Raw genomic sequence first — 17,342 nt, forward strand, 5'->3', positions numbered from 1 at the left:
TAATTAAAGTACTAAAATAACAATTTTAAATTATAACTTTAAAGTAAAATGATTGGTAAATGTGCGTCCATCTTGAAGTTTAACTTTAAACCAATAATCGCTAGTAGGCATTATTTTTCCATTAAATGAGCCATCCCAACCAGGGCTTAAAGGATCGAGCTCTTTTAGTAATTTTCCATATCTATCAAATATTAATACCGAAGAATTAGATTGAAAGAGTGCAGAAATTCCTTTAACCTGCCAATAATCATTAACATCATCATCATTAGGTGTAAAAAACTTAGGGAAACCAATAACGGATACTAAAGCATCTGTAGTTCCACAGTTATTTTTATCTCTGATATATACTGTATATAAACCAGGTTCTATATTGTTAAAGGTATTACTGTCTTGGTATATTCCATTTTCATCATCAAGGGCATATTCATAATCACCTTCACCACTTACCAAAATAGAGATTGAATTATTCTGTGTTGCATCTACAACTTCAATATCCGTTATGGTCGCAATATTTGAAGGTAAAACAGTAATTGTTCTATCTTTAAAACACCCATTTGTATTGGTGACTCTTACGGTATAAGTTCCTGGAGCATCAATTTGAATGGTCGAAGTATCTTCACCTGTAGACCATAAATAATAATAGTTATTAGGTAAGTCGTTAATTATACCTCCGTCAATGGTCATAGTTTCTGGAAATAAGTTGGTGCAATATTGAGTTTCGAATTCGGTTTCTATTTGTGGTAATTCAAAAACAGTAAGTTCTATTTCACTTATACCATAGCATGCATTCGCATTTTCTACTCTTCCGTAAATGATTTGATTGTAAGCAATTGTATTTGTATAAGTGGTGCCTAGAGTATTGGTTTCTAATAAGGCATCTTCATAAGTTTCGTAGTAGTTTAAATCTAATCCTGTGGTTAAACCGGCCAAAATACTAGTATCAGCATCTGTAAGGTTAAATTCCATAAAACCATCTTCTGTGCCGTCCGTATCGCAAACTTCTAAACTTGTATTGTTAGATGAGGTTGTACTGACTTCTAAAGATATTTCACTGAAATTCACGCAATTTGTAGTGGAATTTGTGACTCTAGTATAAATGATTTGTGGATTAAAGAAATTATTAAAAGCACTAGCATCTATTTCATTTTCTTCATTCTCAGCATCAACTTGAGAAAGGTAATACGAAATCGTAGAATCTGTATTTCCTCCTGTAACTTCATTAGTTATCTCAGTAATATTAAAGGTTGTAAACCCATCAGAAAGACCATCTTCATCACATTGTAAAAGAGATACATTGTTAGCAATAGGTTTAGGAATTACGTTAATATTAAAAGAAGTAACACCTATGCAACCATTATCTAGATCTTGAATTCTAACAAATATTTCTGTTGGAGTAGATGCTGTATTTGTATAATTTGTTGGTAAACGGTTAGTGTCTGCCTCTGCATTGTTTTGAGTCAAGTAATAACCGATATCGTAATTAGCACTAGTAATTCCATCTATGATTTCTTGTGTTTTAATATCAAAATCAAAAGTTACCATACCATTTTGATCATCTCCATCTAAATCATCATCACATAACTCATAATCTGAAGGAGTATTAAAATTTGTGAGTGCTGAAACATTAATATTTACATCATTAAGAATATAACAACCTGTAGTTGTATTTTCTATTCTGATATAAATTGTTTCTGTACTAGCAGTATTATTAAAAACTTCACCTAAAGGGTTGATGTTTATATTGGCATCACTTTCAGAACTATGATAGGTAACAGAAATATCTGATTCTCCATTAATAATATCTTGAGTCATTTGAGTGAAATCAAATTGTCTAATATTATCATTAAAAGGCGTTAAATCATCACAGGCATCAATACTAGGTAAGCTTGTTGATGTGGTATTTGTTAAAGGATTTGATGGAGCATCAGGAAAAGTTGCAGTACCTGTCCATTCTATAGAGAAAGGGCTATTGCCTACAGGTCTATCTATAACAATAAAATAACTGTCACCAGCATTGGCATCAATAGCGCTTACAAAACTATCTCCAGCAGCACCAGGACCTTCAGAGGTTTCGGTAGATGCGGAGCTAAGTCCTGTTAAGTTATTTCCTTGATTTGCAGCAGCAGGGTTTGTTGTAGAACATCTTATGGCTTGTCCAATATTTCCACAACTCACATTAGGTCCAAAAATAAAAAAATCATAATCTTCAGTGATGCTTGAACTGCTAGGGGTTAAGGTAAAGGCAAGTGTTCCTGCGTCCGCGATATTAACTTCTAACCAAATACTGTTGTTTTCTTGACTCGCACAGGTGTTAGACCCATTAAGCTCTTGTGTTCCTGCTCCGTTTACATCTAAGCTAAAACTAGAACTTCCACAAACGGTTACGGCATACTGGCAATCACTAGGTTGTTGTGCTATTAAAGGGAAATGGCATAAAAGGCAAGAAATAAAAATTATAAACTTAAAAAAAATAGTAGGGGTTTTTGTCATCGTTTTAATGTGAAATGATTTGTGTATGTGCGTCCATCTTCTAAGGTTACTTTAAACCAATAATCGCTAGTTGGCATTTTTTTACCACTAAAAGTGCCATCCCAGCCAGGACTTAAGGGGTTAAGTTCTTTTATTAATTTACCGTATCTATCAAATATATATATCGTTGAATTTGGTTGAAACTGTTCTGTGATGCCTTTAACCTGCCAATAATCATTAACATTATCGTCGTTAGGGGTGAAAAACTTAGGGAATCCTATTACGGACACTAGACTCTCTGTAACACCACAATTATTTTTGTTTCTCACAAAAATAGCATATAAACCAGGCAGTACATTGTTAAATGTATTGGAATCTTGGTATGGTCCATTTTCATCATCAAGTGCATATTCATAATCTCCTTCACCACTTACTAAAATAGATATGGAATTATTCTGAGTCGCATCTACAACTTCAATATTAGTTATGGTAGCAATATTAGAAGGTAAAACAGTAACCGTTCTATCTTTAAAACAACCATTAGTATTAGTGACTCTTACTGTATAAGTTCCTGGAGTATCAATTTGAATGGTCGAAGTATCTTCACCTGTAGACCATAAATAATAGTAATTATTAGGTGAGTCATTAATAATACCTCCATCAATGGTCATAGTTTCAGGAAACAAGTTGATGCAATATTGAGTTTCAAATTCGGTTTCTACTTGTGGTAATTCTAAAACAATAAGTTCTATTTCACTTATACCGTAACATGCATTCGCATTTTCTACTCTTCCATAAATGATCTGGTGGTAAGCAGTCGTGTTTGTAAAAGTAGTGCCTAGTGGATTGGTCTCTAATAAGGCGTCTTCATAAGTTTCGTAGTAATTTAAATCTAATCCTGTGGATAAGCCTGCCAAAATATTAGCATCAGCATTTGATAGATTAAATTGCATAAAACCATCTTCCGTATCATCAGTATCACAGAGTTTTAAACTTGTATTGTTAGATGAAGTTGTACTGACTTCTAAAGATATTTCACTAAAATTAATACAACCTGTAGCAGAATTAGTGACTCTAGTGTAAATAATTTGTGGATTAAAGAAGTTATTAAAAGCATTACCGTCTATTTCATTTTCTTGGTTTTCGGCATCTGTAGAAGATAAATAGAATTCAATAGTATTGCTTGTGTTGTCTGTAATATCACTAAATCTATCATTAATATTAAAGGTGGTAAATCCTTCAGGTATACCATCTTCATCACATTGCAAAATAGAAATAGTATTAGCAACAGGTATTGGGTTAATTATAATATTGAAACTTTCTGTACTGAAACAATTTGTATTTAAAGTATTTTCAATTCTAATATAAATAGTGTCGTTAAAAGCCGTTGTGTTAGTGTAAGTTAAGCTTAATGGATTAAATTTATTTTCTGCATCATTTTGAGATTCATGAAACGTAATTGTGGTTTCATTTTCATCTTGTTCACCTCTAATTGTAGGAACTAAAGGATTTAAATCAATTACAGAAATACCGTCCATAAAATCGCCATAATTATCACAAATTTCAATAGTATTTAATTCAGCTATTTGTGGTATGGTAAAAATTTCAAGATTAAAAGAATTAATAGCATAGCAATTGCTGTTTTCGTTATTATCTACTCTAACAAAAATGGTTTGAGGATTACTTGTGTTGAAATATGGAAATGTAATTTCATCAGTATTTGCATTAGCATCTTCCTCTGTTTCAAAATAACGCACATTATAAAATAAAGGATCTTGAGTTAATAAGGCTTCAGAATTTTTATTTGTAAAATTGAAACTGTAAAATTCTGTATTTGTATCAAAACAAGTTTTAACATCTGCTAGCGGGTAGGCAACAGGAATATCAAAAACACCAACAACAGCATTACCTTCAATAGGGCATTCTCCATTATTTGGTTCAATATATACTTCGTAAAATCCAGGTGTGTCAATCAATAATTGTGAAGATGTTTCAGCTAGAGGAACACCATCTAAGGACCATACATAATCTGCTCCGGTAATATCAATAGCTTGTAAAGTGTAAGTATCGTTAGTACATAATTTTAATTCTGTAGTACTTATTCCATTTTGAATAATATCAATTTCCGAATTAAATAAAGATTGAATAAATGGCGGTAAACCTATGAGACTAGTGTTTTGATTAGAACCATTAATATCTAAAAGCACACCTTCTTCGTTATAATTTACATCTAATCCATCAGCTTCAGGATTGGTAATAACACCGAGGTATTTTGAAATTGTAGGATGTCCGTTGTAACTTAATTGTGCTCTATATATGCGCTTATCAATACCTAATTGTAAAGCACCAGAACTAATAGAATTTGAAGTATGTACTGTTTGTTGCGAATTAGGAATATCACTACTTTCTAAATCCCATTGTAATACATAACTAGTACCAGAGCCAGAAGCACCTTCACTTACGGTAGCATAAACTTTTTTGCTTTCTGCTGAAAATTCTACACCATAAGGGCTGTTACCATTTTCTGCACTATAGATTTCTAGTGGATTAGAAATGATACCGGTTTCATTATTAAAATCATATAAAAAGATATTACCACTAGCATTTTCGCCTGTAATTGTTGCTTCTCCGTAATTGGCTGCAATTAATTTTGAAGCATCAGGAGAGGTTTTAATATAACCTAAAGAATTTCGTCTGTAACCTTCAATAGGAACATATGGACCAATTTCTGAAATTACAGGTGTTGATTCTACTCCGTTTTCATCAATTTTAAAAGCGTAAAATTTATTTCCGAAGTGTGTAATAACCCAAAAAGAAGAACAATCTTCAGCACGTACAGCTGTAATTTTTTCTGAGCATTTATATTGGTTTTCTATGGGGATAGATGTATCGTAAGTTACTAAATGTATATTTTTTTGATTGATATCAACATCACCTAATCCTCCATTAAGTGTCATATCTATCAAAGTATAGTTGAAGCCGTTGTTAAAACCATCATCTTGATAAGGAACTGATCCTCCTTCTGCATATGTGCCTGTAAATTGGTTAGGGTAAGCGTTAGCATTATCCTGATGAGGTTCATCTACCGTAAAAATATAATATTTGTCAGGGTCTTCTGGTTTAGGAACTATAAGACCTGAAGATGTACTTGAAGGATCTCCATAAAGACCTGTGCCAGCAAAATAATCACCATTAGCCATTTTTTGATGATCCTGATTCCAAACGGTTTGTCCATCAGAATAAAAAAGTAAATTCCCTTCACTATCTGAAATAGAAGTGCAGCCTTCTAAAGTGTTTATTTGACCGTCTGTTATGGCTGTAACAGTACCTGCTTGTGCATTAAATTGTAAACCAGCATTGTTTCCAAAATACCAAAAGGAAGCTTCATTTTGTGCAAATAACTGTATACTAGTAGATAAAAAGAGTAAAAATAAGAGTAATTTTTTCATAAATCCCAAAGGTGTAAATTACACATAAAATAAGCAATATAATAACTAGATTTTTTAATACTTCTAGTTATTATAAGCTTATAGAATTTAGGTAGTTACTCTAATAAATTATAGGTCTCTCTTTTTTAATAAGAAGAAAGAAAAGAAGACAAAAATAGCGGTCCATCCTAAGACAATAAAAATCTCGTACCAATGCACGGCAAAATCATAAACCATATCCGTATTATCTGGAAATTTAGTCATTATAATTCTTTGAATTGGCTGTTCAATTAGATTCCACATTGATTGTAAAGGGAATAAATCATGAATCTTATCGGCAATATCTCCATTGATTTTCCATTTCATTATTCCGTAAATAATAGATTCTGCAATGAATAATATGAAAAGAAAACCTAAAGCAAATGCAGATCTTTTTACAAGTACGCCTAAAAATAGACACAAACTAAAGAAACCTACAAGCTTTACAAAATAGGCAAGTAAGAAGTCAACCTCTCTAAATATTATTGAAGCTTCTGTGTAACTTGAATAATACATTCCAATTGCAAATGTTGCTAAACCAATTAAAAGGGTTGCGCATAAAGAGAAGAATACAATGGTATAAAATTTTGAAAGTATAAATTCCTTTTTACTCAATCCATCAATAAGGTTTTGTTTTAGCGTTTTGTTGCTATATTCATTACCAATCATACTCACTACTACTATGGCAAAGAAAAATTTAAATTGAGCCGCAAAAAAGGTGGTAATATGCCAGATGATTGGGAAGTTAAAAATCCCTAATTCACCAAGTTCTAAAGTGAAAAAACCAAAGAAATTAATTTTTATTGATGAAAGGATTAAAACGGTAAATGGTAAAATAAATGATATTATAATTAATACTCTACTGGCTTTATTAAGCCAAAGTTTTTGTAATTCTAGTTGTATTAGACGTAACATATATGATGAGTTTTACATATCCCTAAAGCTAAAGGAATGCTGTTGTTTTTGGATTGATTTTATTTGTTGTCTGTCAATTGTAAAAATTGTTCTTCTAAACTTTCTTTTCGTTTTACAAGATGAGAAAGTAGAATACCTCGATCAAACATTAATTGATTAAAATCGGAAGCCGACATTGGTTCATTTAAAAAAGCGGTAATTAATTCACCTTCAACTTTTATTTTTCCAAAATTATCATGTAGTTCTAAGGCCCCTAATAATTCATCATGCTTTTTAGCTTTTAACTCAAAGAAACCATGACTATTAATCATTTCATCTACACGACCAGAATATAGTTTTTCTCCTTTACGTAAGACCACAACATGTGTACATACTTTTTCTACTTCGTCTAAAAGGTGAGAGGCTAAAAGTATGGTTGTGCCATTGGCAGCAATATCTTTTATAATTTGACGTATTTGATGAATTCCCTGTGGGTCTAATCCGTTAGTAGGTTCATCTAAAATTAAAATTTCAGGATCATTAAGTAGAGCAGAAGCAATGGCTAAACGCTGCTTCATACCTAAAGAAAAAGTTCTGAATTTGTGTGTTTTTCTGTCTAATAGACCAACAATATCTAGTTTTTCTTCAATTTTACTATGGTCAACACCTTTTATGCGGCAAACAAGTTTTAAGTTTTGTTCTGCTGTCATATAAGAGTAAAAATTTGGTCTTTCTATAATAGCACCAACTTTTTTAAGTGCATCGTGAGTTGTAATATTGCCATCAAACCAATGAAAATCACCTTGAGTTTTATTTACAACATTTAAAACGATACCTAATGTTGTAGATTTACCACTTCCATTAGGTCCTAAAATACCATAAACATTGCCTTTGTTAATGGTGAAAGTTAGGTTTTTAACAGCCGTTAGATAGCCGAATTTCTTTGTAAGATTACTGATCGTAAGTATTGGTTCCAAATTGATAAAGATTGATTAGTTATAAAATAAGACGAACTAATGGTTATATTGTTACAGCATAAAAATAGAAAGTATTAATTTAGTTCTGAATTTAATGTTATGGAAGATTTAAAAATTTCAAAAAAGAAACCATCATATCCAATAAATGATAAGCTGCAATCTTATTTGGAAAGATATGATAGAAATATGCGTTCGCCTATTGTTTATGACGATTTATTGCGTTTTCAGGGTTCTGTTGTGGTTTATGATGAAGATGATGAGGATACATTATGGGTTAGAGTCTATTATAGTGACTCGGAAAGAGAAGAAATAGATTTTGCATTAAAACGGGTTTATTCTAACTTGATTTCTGATGGAAATGAATATATCTTTAAGTACCTAAATGTAGATTCAATTGATTTTTGCACCTTCGGTAATTCTCAGCCTTTTAGAATTAAGGTTCGAAATATTTTGAATGATAATTACACTAATTTCTATGTAAAAAAAGCTGATGCTTCTAGAGTTTATGGTTTAGAATTAGAACACATGTTGTCTCCTCATTATCTTAACTTTTTAGTTTATAAAGATACTTTGGTAGAGGAACATATTGCAGGGATTCCTGGAGATGTTTTTATGAAAGATATGCTGCCAAAATGTACTCCGGTAGAGCAGTCTCAAATAGCTAAAGAATTTGTAAAGTTTAATGAACGTTGCTTAATTAGACTTTTAGGAGATATGCGTTCTTACAATTATGTCATTGTGCCAACACACGATTTTGATCATGTTGTTTATAAAATTAGAGCCATAGATTTTGATCAGCAAAGTTACGAGGGGAAGCTTAATATTTATAGACCTCAGTTTTTTAAAGAGAATCACGACATGGTTAAGTTGGTGAGACGTAAAATTCAGAAAGAGTCAGTAGATCAATATAAAATTGAAGAACGCTCTATTGTTGCAAGACGTATGATTAGTTTTAATAGTAGAATAAATTTGCTGTTAGATTGTATGATGAATGATACGCTTTCTACGCAAGAACATATTGAAATGTTACGAGAAGAAATTTATAATTTTACTCACGATTTAGAGTTTAGACGAAGTGAAGGTATGGGCAGTATACTAAAAAATGCCTTAGATTTCGTGAAACGAAATTACCAAGGCATTAATATGAAAAATTTTCTTTAGTTTATTTTAATTCCAATTTTCATCAAAATTTAAATTATCGTAATCGTCAAGATCTAAATCGTCGTCAAACTCATTGTATTCGTCTTCATCCTCTTCAGCTTCAAAAGTTTTTTCTGGAGCTTCATCAGGAATTTGACCGTGTACAAACATTAAATTTGGATAATCGGTACCTTCGGCTTCTTCTACAATTTCACCTAATTCTACGTAGAATGTCCACATGTTCATAAAATCGTAAACGTATATTAAACGTGTTGCAGCTTCGTGAATCAAAGAATTAATGATGGTTTCGTTCATCATTTTTACTTCATTTCCAGCTTCACTCATGTCCATCATAGCGATTTCTTCACCTTGATTCCATTGGTCATCACTAACATAAAACGAGGCCATTTGCATACCATCAAACCCAAAAGATTGAGTAATAGTATTATGTAGGTCTTCCATGGTATCGCTTTCGCGGATTTCTATATCGCGGAATACATCTTCTTCTGTATCGTTGTCTAGTATAATTCTAAATCTGTAAATCATGCTGCAAAGTTAAATATTTTTTAATTATTTAGTAAAGCGATGTAGGGTAAAAGTCATTGCACTTAATAAAATAAAAGCACCAACTTGATGTAGAACACCTAACATAACCGGAACTGCAAGAACTAAGGTTAAAACCCCTAATAAAAACTGAACACCAACCATTATTAAAAGCAAGTTGATCCCTTTAGTTTGTAAAGCTGTTAATTTAGTTCGTTTTGCCTTATACCAAATTGCTAGGATAAAAATTACCACAACATAAGCCATCGTTCTGTGTACAAACTGAACGCCACTTTTACCTTCAAAAAAATTAAGGTAAACAGGGCTGTATTCAATAAATACAGTTTCGTGTATCCATTTACCGTCACTCATTAATGGCCAATGATTATGAATCCATCCGGCATCTAAACCAGCCACAAAAGCGCCATAAATAATTTGAACAATAAGAACGCCTAAACCAATTCTTATAAAGTTTCTTAATTTTTTGTCAATCACTTTTTTCTCAGGAAGCATTAAATCTAAAGCAACCCAAAATGTGTAAGCAAAGGTTAAAAATGCTGTCGTTAAGTGTGCTGCTAGTCTAAAATGACTCACATTAGGTTTATCTACTAAACCCGATTTTACCATATACCAACCTAAAAAACCTTGAAAACCTCCTAAAATAAGTAGAATAACAGATTTCTTGATAGTAGATTTAGATAGTCGTTTTTTAATTAAGAAATAAATAAAAGGAATGATAAAAACCATACCGATAAAACGACCAATCACTCTATGAATCCATTCCCAGAAATAAATATCTTTAAATTCTTCTAAGTTGAAGTGATTATGTAATTTTTGATATTCAGGATACTGCTTGTAAAGTTCGAAGGCTTCATTCCATTCTACTTCATTCATTGGGGGAATCGTCCCTGAAATTAATTTGTAATTGGAGATTGATAAGCCAGAATGTGTTAGTCTAGTGATACCACCGACAATAACCATAATGAAAATTAAAGCACAACCTGTCAATAACCAGTAAATAACTGCCTTATTTTCTTTGTTTTTTTTCAAAGTTTCAAAGTTTTAATGTTTCAAAGCATCAAAGTTTAACCTTTAATTTTTCTTATGAAACTAGTTAACATTCGTTCAATTTCTCTTGTATCGTTATAAAGTTTATTAAAACTAACTTCGTTTAAAAATTTCAAATTATAGGAAATTTCTAATTGTGTTTGTAACTCAAATAACGAACTAAGAGCAATATTTAAAAATCTTAAATAATCTTTTTTCCATCTCTACCATATCCTTCTGCAATATTGCTAGGTATTGAAGTTGCTGATCTTTTAATTTGAGATGTTAAAGCATATAATTCATCAGATGGAAAAACTTTCACTTCAGTATAAATTTCAGTTACTAAAGTCATTGACTTTTGCCAAACTAAAAGTTTACGATATGTATGGTCGTTTTTCATCTTTGTGTCTTTGCTACTTTGTGTCTTTGTTACTTTTTAACGCAACAGTTAAACCCAAATCCTTCCCTCGTTTCAACATCAACTCAAAAGCGGCTGCATGTTCATTAGGGATTTCACCTTCTAAAATAGCTTCTTTTATCGTTTCTTTAATTAACCCAATTTCTCTTGAAGGTTTTAAATTAAAGGTTTCCATAATTTCTTCACCTGAAACAGGTGGTTGAAAATTTCGAACTTGATCGCGTTCTTCAACTTCAACAATTTTATCTCTAACTTTCTGAAAGTTATTATGATATTTTTTAAATTTCTTTGGGTTCTTAGTTGTTATGTCTGCTTCACAAAGCGTCATTAAATCTTCTACATGATCTCCTGCATCAAAAACCAAACGTCGTACGGCAGAATCGGTAACTTCTGAAGCTAAAACAATAGGTCGAGAACTCATAAAAACCATTTTCTGAACAAATTTCATTTTGTCATTCAATGGCATTTTTAAACGCTTAAAGAGTTTGTAAACCATCTTAGAACCTACAAATTCGTGTGCATGGAAAGTCCAACCAATTTTTTTATGGAATTTTTTAGTTGGTGCTTTTCCTATGTCATGTAATAATGCAGCCCAACGTAACCAAAGGTTATCGGTAGTTTTAGCAATATTATCTACAACTTCTAAAGTGTGATAAAAATTATCTTTATGGCGTTGGCCTTCAATTTCATCAATACCTTTAAGCGCTGTTAATTCAGGTAAAATATATTGAAGAAGTCCTGTTTGTTCTAAATGAATAAAACCAATAGAAGGTGTTTTACTTTCTAAAATTTTATGGAGTTCAACAACAATACGCTCTTTGGTAATAATTGTAATGCGATCTTTATTATCAGCAATGGCTTTTAGCGATGTCTCTTCAATTTTAAAATTGAGTTGTGTAGCAAAACGAATTGCGCGCATCATGCGTAACGGATCGTCACTGTAAGTAATATCAGGATTTAAAGGTGTACGAATAATCCCTTTGTCTAAATCACTAAGGCCATCAAAAGGATCTAAAAGTTCTCCAAAATTGTTTTCATTTAAGCTTAAAGCTAAAGCGTTAATCGTAAAATCACGTCGGTTTTGGTCATCTTTAAGCGTGCCATTTTCAACAACAGGGTTTCTACTATTTTCGTTATAGCTTTCTTTACGCGCACCTACAAATTCAATTTCAATATCATCATAACGTAACATTGCTGTTCCGTAAGTTTTAAAAACCTGAACTTTAGGATGGTTTGGTAAATTTTTAGCGACTTGTTTAGCTAATTCAATACCGCTACCTACAGCAACCACATCAATATCTTTTGCATCACCTCGTTCTAAAAGATAGTCGCGTACAAAGCCGCCAATGACGTAGCTTTCTACTTGCAATTCTTCTGCAGATTGAGTGATGTATTTAAATATGCTGTGCTTTAATGCTTGTTTGTGATTCATAGGATAATTGAAAGTACAGAGGCTCTAAAATGAATTAAAAAGGAACTGTATTTTTTAGCTGCGCAAAGATACGACACAAGGCCAATTTTTTAAAATGAATATTACCCTTTTTAACATAGAAGAATAAATTAGAATTAAAATATTTTAATAATTCTTAAAAACACCTGTAAAAAGGCTAAAGTTTTAGACGCTTTATGTCTTCTTGTGCTTTTTTAAAATCGTCGTGTTTACCAATATCTAACCAGTAATCTGAAATTTGGTAATTGCTGATTTTTTTACCCTTCTCTAATAAGGTTTCAATGAGATCTGTAGCGTCAAAAAAAGTGTTTTCTGGAATAAAATCTAAACAGTCTTTTTTAAAGATATAAATACCTGCGTTTAAGTTATATGAGTAAGAATGTTTCTTTTTAAAATTAGTAACTAATCCTTTTTTTATTTCAACCAAATCATGTGGAATAACTACGTTGTAAGGAACAGTTGCGATTAATGCATCACTTCCTTTTGAAATAAAATCTTTAAAAATAGAGTTGAAATTTACATTGGTAAGTAAATCTGCATTCATTACCAAGAGGTAATCTTTACTGAAATTTTTAATTAATTTTAAAGCGCCAATTGTACCTAAAGACTTAGGTTCTTTAATGTAATTAAAATTAATTTGATGTTTATTGTTCTCTTTAAAATAGGTAATTATTTGGTTGCTTAAATAATTGACTGTTATGTTTATATGTTTAATTCCGTATGAAGCTAAACGGTCGGTGCAGTATTCAATTATAGGTTTGTCTCCAATCTTTAAGAGTGGTTTTGGTGTGTTTGCGGTTAAAGGCATTAAACGCTCTCCTTTACCACCAGCCATAATTACAACTTCTATTTTATGATGCATCCGTTACATTTTATGGTCTAAATATTTACCTGTTTCTTTGTGGGTAAAGTTCGGTAATATTTTATGGAATAAAGTGATTAAATCTTCCTTTGTCCAACTTTTTTCTGCTTTTAAATGATTTATAGACTTGGTAAATGATGCTGTTTTATCATTGAAATTCAGTTCAGAATTGGGCTTAATAATCCCTATAGAATTAAAACGATTTAAGTCTAAAGTTTCATTCTCTGTAAAAAATAGTTCTATTTCTTTTTCGCCAGTGGTGTCACTTTTTGTTAATAAATACGGCCATTTACCAGAGAGCGGTAATGTTTTAGCCAAGGCTCTTGCTTCATCTTCATCTTTACATAAATAAGGTTCGTAATCTAAGTTTTTAATAAAGTTTATAGCTATATCAGAGAAGCTAGATAGTTTAAAATTTTCATTCAATTTAGGAAAGAAAATGTCGTTGTTATTTCCAAATAAACAAGACATTAAACAAAGTTGACCAGATTCTTCGAGACTTATAAAATAACGCTTTACATCGTTTGGCGCTACAATAGGTTGTTGCTTTTTAATGCGTTGTTCAAAACCATGTAATAAAGAACCATCTGAAAAAGCAACATTTGCAAAACGAGCTGTAGAAATATTAATTTCTTTACTTTTTTGGAATAAAAAAAGTTCCATAATTCGTTTTGAAGCTCCCATCATATTTACAGGGTCACTCGCTTTATCTGTAGAAACGCAGAAGTATTTTTTTACACCATTTTCTATGGATTGTTGAATGGTTTTTTCGGTATTAAAAATATTTACATCAATCATTCGCATTAAGGTGAAAGGATCTTCTTCACTTCGAACATGTTTTAAAGCAGAAAGGTTAAGGACGTAATCATATTTCCCATCAGATTTGATAAATGCATCATACGCAATAGAACCAATATCTAAAGCAAAGGTTTTAAAATCACCATTGGTATAACCGTAAGAACTTCTAATATCTCTAACTAATTCCACTAGATTATTTTCGCTAATATCTACAACATGCAATTTAACAGGGTTATGCTTAAATATTTCTTTAACCACAGCTTGTCCTATAGTTCCTGCGCCACCAAGAACTAGAAATTTTGAAGATGAAACAACAGTGTTTAATTCGTTGTGATATTTATTGATATCACTAATGAATAATTCGGTTTTTCTACCGATTATATTTAATACACTTTCTTCTAAAGTTTGTTTTTTATTCTTCATAGGAGTTTATCATAAAACTAATTCAGTTTATTGATTGAGGCAGGTGTATTATTTAAAACCGCTTTATAAACTTCTAAGTACTGTTTAGAAATATTTTTCCATGAAAATTTTGAAGCTTGAAGCAATAATTCTTGTTTTCTAGTTTCTTTATTTTTTCTAAAATCTTCTAAACCTTCAGTTACTATTTTTGCCATATACTCAGGTTCGTAATGATCCCAATAATGTGCTGCAGTACCACCAACTTCAGGAAGTGCTGTATTATTTGAAATAAATACAGGAATACCTAAAGACATCGCTTCAACAACAGGGAACCCAAAACCTTCGGCTAATGAGGGGTGAACTAAACCTTCGGCATTGCTATACAATTCGATCTTTTTTCTTTCGCTCACAGAAGCTTTAAAAATAATGCGATTTTCAACCTTGTGTTCTTTTGCTAGAGATAGTATTTTTTCTTGATTTTCTTTAGAATATTTACCCATAAAAACAAGATTAATGTTCTCTTTTAAGTGAGAGAGCATAGGGATTAGAGCAGCATGGTTTTTGTATTTTCTATATTCGCCAACACAGAGTAAATAAGGCTGGTCATTAGAGGTGCTAATTATAGGCTTAACACCTTCCATTGGGTTACCGTTATAAATTACATACTGCTGAATGTTATCATTTATGGTGAAATTTTCACGAATACAATCTTGAGTAAATTTAGAAATAAAGACAAGACAACTGCTTTTATCTATTTGTCTTTGTAGTTTTTTTATTGAAGGTTGTCTTTTTTCTTCGGAAATATTTATGATTGTAAAAATAGCATCGTGAACAGTATATATAATTTTAGTTTTCTCAAGATCTTGAGGTTCTACTTTACTAAGGTGTGTTAAACTGTGCCATACATCATAATTTTTGAAGTTGTTTCTCCTTCTATGTAAGCCTAAATATATTTTATAGTTTATTGAATTACTAAGTCGTTTATACCATTTTAGAGGAACATAATAATAAAGATTTAATCCATCTGTGTCATTCTGTAAAATACCTTTAGCAAGATTAAGAGCATATTGCCCAAATCCTTTTTTTGTGTTTCTTATGTGATGTAAATCTAAAAATATTTTATTACTCATTACTTTTGTAAATTAGGTATCTCAATAGGTGTTTTTACTAATGTTTATCAGAACTTTTTAGGATATAAATTTAGAAAATATATTATAGATTGAGCTTTATATCTTTAAATAGTGCCATATTTTTATTTGGGTTAAAATTTAATATGGTTATTGCAAATTATGACTTCTGTGAATTATGCTTCAGTTCTATTTTTTGCTTCACAAATCATAATCAAAAGTTATATCATATTAGAAAAATAATTATTTATGAAACGAGCTAGCAATATTTTTTTTTATTTTGTTAAGTTTTTTTGTGTAAAAAAATCGGATTAAAAGCTTTAATTGATACATTTACACGATTAATTATTTGTTATATGAACTTCATCAAGCGGAAATATTATCAATTATTTTCGAAATATTTAAAGAATAAACCTAATTCTGATATTTCGTATATAAAAGCACAATATTATCTAAAAAACGAAAAACGTTTAGATTTAGATAATCCAACTGAGTTTGTGGAGAAGTTACAATGGCTAAATCAGAATTTATATAATGAAGATTATAAGGATTTTGTAGATAAATATGAAGTAAGAAAATATGTTGAGCAGAAAATAGGTAAAGGCTTTTTAGTCGATTTTATTGACGTCTTTGATACTGTTGAAGCTATTGATTTTGATGCTTTACCAAATCAATTCGCGTTAAAAGGAACTCATGGTTCGGGCTATAATGTTATTGTAAGTGATAAGAGTACTATTAATGTTAATGAGGTGAAATGTAGATTGAAAAAATATATGCAATCTAATTACTACAATAAGTATAAAGAGCGTATCTATAAAAAAGTTAAACCAAGAATTTTAGCTGAACATTATTTAGATCAAACCGATAGTGAAAATATAATTGATTATAAATTTTATTGTATTCACGGAGATCCGAAATATATATTAGTTAGAACCTTAACAAGTGATGGGTATAAGAAATGTGTTTATGATTTAAATTGGAATAAATTAGAAAACACAAAAGAATCTAAAGGTTTTTTTTGTAAAGATTTACCCAAGCCTGATAATTTTGAAGAACTTGTTACTATAGCAAAAAAGTTAGCTGAAGAATTTATTTTTGTTAGAGTCGATTTATATTCAATTAGTGGTAAAATCTATTTTGGAGAACTTACTTTTTTTCCAACAGGAGCTTTAAAACGTTTGTCAGTAGAAAAATTAAACAAAGAGCTTGGAGACTTAATACAATTACCTATTAAAGTTGGTGTTTAGATAACTCATTAAACATCTTTTTAGCAATAACCGATTTGGTAAAATTATCTAAAAGATATTGGTAACCATTGGTTGTTAACTTCTCTTGAAGTGCTTTATCATTCATTAATAACGTTACTTTAGAAGCAAAATCTTTAGGGTTACCAACTTTTGCTAAAAGACCGGTTTCACCATCTACAATAACTTCAGATATTCCTCCTGCATCAGCAGCAACAATAGGAACTTTACAAGCATAAGATTCTAATAATACACCACCTCACCTGTAGGTTCATTATTAGAAGTGAACAGAAATAGATCTAATTCAGGTGAAATTTCAGGAACATCGCGCCTAAAACCCGTAAAGATAATGTGATCTGTTAAGCCTTTTTCTTCAACATAATTTTTGATATCTTGTTCCATACTCCCTTTTCCAACTAGCTTGTCCTATAGTTTCTGCGCCACCAAGAACTAGAAATCTTGAAGATGAAACGATAGTGTTTAATTTATTGCCGTAGTTCTTTA

At 31.0% G+C, this 17,342-nt stretch carries 14 protein-coding genes and 1 pseudogene; 2 read left to right on the plus strand and 13 right to left on the minus strand.

Features of this window, described 5'->3' with window-relative positions; all coding sequences use genetic code 11:
* Positions 1 to 30: 30 nt before the first annotated feature.
* From HSX10_RS09740 to HSX10_RS09755, 4 genes are all read right to left on the minus strand, one after another.
* Positions 31 to 2,490, minus strand: a complete 2,460-nt coding sequence (locus HSX10_RS09740; RefSeq protein WP_173588029.1) for a T9SS type B sorting domain-containing protein — start codon at positions 2,488 to 2,490, stop codon at positions 31 to 33.
* Complete coding sequence (locus HSX10_RS09745; protein ID WP_173588030.1) at positions 2,487 to 5,918, minus strand: T9SS type B sorting domain-containing protein; 3,432 nt, start codon at positions 5,916 to 5,918, stop codon at positions 2,487 to 2,489. Before HSX10_RS09745 ends, HSX10_RS09740 begins: the two co-directional genes overlap by 4 nt.
* Before the next feature lie 108 nt (positions 5,919 to 6,026).
* Complete coding sequence (locus tag HSX10_RS09750; RefSeq protein ID WP_173588031.1) at positions 6,027 to 6,851, minus strand: ABC transporter permease; 825 nt, start codon at positions 6,849 to 6,851, stop codon at positions 6,027 to 6,029.
* Between the two features lie 59 nt (positions 6,852 to 6,910).
* Positions 6,911 to 7,807, minus strand: a complete 897-nt coding sequence (locus tag HSX10_RS09755; protein ID WP_173588032.1) for an ABC transporter ATP-binding protein — start codon at positions 7,805 to 7,807, stop codon at positions 6,911 to 6,913.
* Positions 7,808 to 7,906: 99 nt separating this feature from the next.
* On the opposite strand from HSX10_RS09755, the gene HSX10_RS09760 reads away from it, so the two are divergent.
* Positions 7,907 to 8,968 (plus strand): hypothetical protein, encoded by a 1,062-nt coding sequence (locus tag HSX10_RS09760; protein WP_173588033.1) that lies wholly within the window; start codon positions 7,907 to 7,909, stop codon positions 8,966 to 8,968.
* Positions 8,969 to 8,974: 6 nt separating this feature from the next.
* On the opposite strand, the gene HSX10_RS09765 is transcribed toward HSX10_RS09760, so the two are convergent.
* The 7 genes and pseudogenes from HSX10_RS09765 to HSX10_RS09795 form a co-directional block, all read right to left on the minus strand.
* Entirely contained in the window at positions 8,975 to 9,493 is a 519-nt protein-coding gene (locus tag HSX10_RS09765) for an IS1096 element passenger TnpR family protein (protein WP_173588034.1), read from the minus strand.
* Between the two features lie 24 nt (positions 9,494 to 9,517).
* Positions 9,518 to 10,540: a COX15/CtaA family protein gene (locus tag HSX10_RS09770; protein ID WP_173588035.1), complete on the minus strand. Its 1,023-nt coding sequence runs from the start codon at positions 10,538 to 10,540 to the stop codon at positions 9,518 to 9,520.
* Between the two features lie 35 nt (positions 10,541 to 10,575).
* Positions 10,576 to 10,937, minus strand: a pseudogene (locus HSX10_RS09775) (four helix bundle protein).
* A 13-nt stretch (positions 10,938 to 10,950) separates the two neighbouring features.
* Positions 10,951 to 12,387 carry a CCA tRNA nucleotidyltransferase gene (locus tag HSX10_RS09780; RefSeq protein ID WP_173588036.1) on the minus strand — a complete coding sequence of 479 codons (1,437 nt, stop codon included), beginning with the start codon at positions 12,385 to 12,387 and terminating at the stop codon, positions 10,951 to 10,953.
* Positions 12,388 to 12,562: 175 nt separating this feature from the next.
* A complete protein-coding gene (locus HSX10_RS09785) occupies positions 12,563 to 13,267 on the minus strand; it encodes a nucleotidyltransferase family protein (protein WP_173588037.1) in 705 nt (234 codons plus the stop codon).
* 3 nt (positions 13,268 to 13,270) lie between these two features.
* Complete coding sequence (locus tag HSX10_RS09790) at positions 13,271 to 14,488, minus strand: UDP-N-acetylglucosamine 4,6-dehydratase (protein ID WP_173588038.1); 1,218 nt, start codon at positions 14,486 to 14,488, stop codon at positions 13,271 to 13,273.
* A 17-nt stretch (positions 14,489 to 14,505) separates the two neighbouring features.
* The gene (locus tag HSX10_RS09795) at positions 14,506 to 15,597 is read right to left on the minus strand and encodes a glycosyltransferase family 4 protein (protein ID WP_173588039.1); all 1,092 of its coding nucleotides are present in this window, start codon (positions 15,595 to 15,597) and stop codon (positions 14,506 to 14,508) included.
* A 353-nt stretch (positions 15,598 to 15,950) separates the two neighbouring features.
* On the opposite strand from HSX10_RS09795, the gene HSX10_RS09800 reads away from it, so the two are divergent.
* Positions 15,951 to 16,841, plus strand: coding sequence for an ATP-grasp fold amidoligase family protein (locus HSX10_RS09800; protein ID WP_173588040.1), 891 nt, complete (start codon positions 15,951 to 15,953; stop codon positions 16,839 to 16,841).
* Here HSX10_RS09800 and HSX10_RS09805 read toward each other — a convergent pair.
* Positions 16,825 to 17,058 carry a glycosyltransferase gene (locus tag HSX10_RS09805; protein ID WP_173588212.1) on the minus strand — a complete coding sequence of 78 codons (234 nt, stop codon included), beginning with the start codon at positions 17,056 to 17,058 and terminating at the stop codon, positions 16,825 to 16,827. The genes HSX10_RS09800 and HSX10_RS09805 overlap by 17 nt on opposite strands.
* A gap of 23 nt (positions 17,059 to 17,081) precedes the next feature.
* The gene (locus HSX10_RS09810; protein ID WP_173588041.1) at positions 17,082 to 17,240 is read right to left on the minus strand and encodes a hypothetical protein; all 159 of its coding nucleotides are present in this window, start codon (positions 17,238 to 17,240) and stop codon (positions 17,082 to 17,084) included.
* Between the last annotated feature and the right edge of the window lie 102 nt (positions 17,241 to 17,342).

It is taken from the genome of Winogradskyella undariae, assembly GCF_013285155.1.
GTDB classification, from domain to species: domain Bacteria; phylum Bacteroidota; class Bacteroidia; order Flavobacteriales; family Flavobacteriaceae; genus Winogradskyella; species Winogradskyella undariae.

Bases quoted from the DNA above. Each gene is read 5' to 3' on its own strand.
- HSX10_RS09740 (WP_173588029.1), bottom strand. From the start codon at position 2,490: ATGACAAAAACCCCTACTATTTTTTTTAAGTTTATAATTTTTATTTCT.
- HSX10_RS09745 (WP_173588030.1), bottom strand. From the start codon at position 5,918: ATGAAAAAATTACTCTTATTTTTACTCTTTTTATCTACTAGTATACAG.
- HSX10_RS09750 (WP_173588031.1), bottom strand. From the start codon at position 6,851: ATGTTACGTCTAATACAACTAGAATTACAAAAACTTTGGCTTAATAAA.
- HSX10_RS09760 (WP_173588033.1), top strand. From the start codon at position 7,907: ATGGAAGATTTAAAAATTTCAAAAAAGAAACCATCATATCCAATAAAT.
- HSX10_RS09765 (WP_173588034.1), bottom strand. From the start codon at position 9,493: ATGATTTACAGATTTAGAATTATACTAGACAACGATACAGAAGAAGAT.
- HSX10_RS09780 (WP_173588036.1), bottom strand. From the start codon at position 12,387: ATGAATCACAAACAAGCATTAAAGCACAGCATATTTAAATACATCACT.
- HSX10_RS09785 (WP_173588037.1), bottom strand. From the start codon at position 13,267: ATGCATCATAAAATAGAAGTTGTAATTATGGCTGGTGGTAAAGGAGAG.
- HSX10_RS09790 (WP_173588038.1), bottom strand. From the start codon at position 14,488: ATGAAGAATAAAAAACAAACTTTAGAAGAAAGTGTATTAAATATAATC.
- HSX10_RS09795 (WP_173588039.1), bottom strand. From the start codon at position 15,597: ATGAGTAATAAAATATTTTTAGATTTACATCACATAAGAAACACAAAA.
- HSX10_RS09800 (WP_173588040.1), top strand. From the start codon at position 15,951: ATGAACTTCATCAAGCGGAAATATTATCAATTATTTTCGAAATATTTA.
- HSX10_RS09810 (WP_173588041.1), bottom strand. From the start codon at position 17,240: ATGGAACAAGATATCAAAAATTATGTTGAAGAAAAAGGCTTAACAGAT.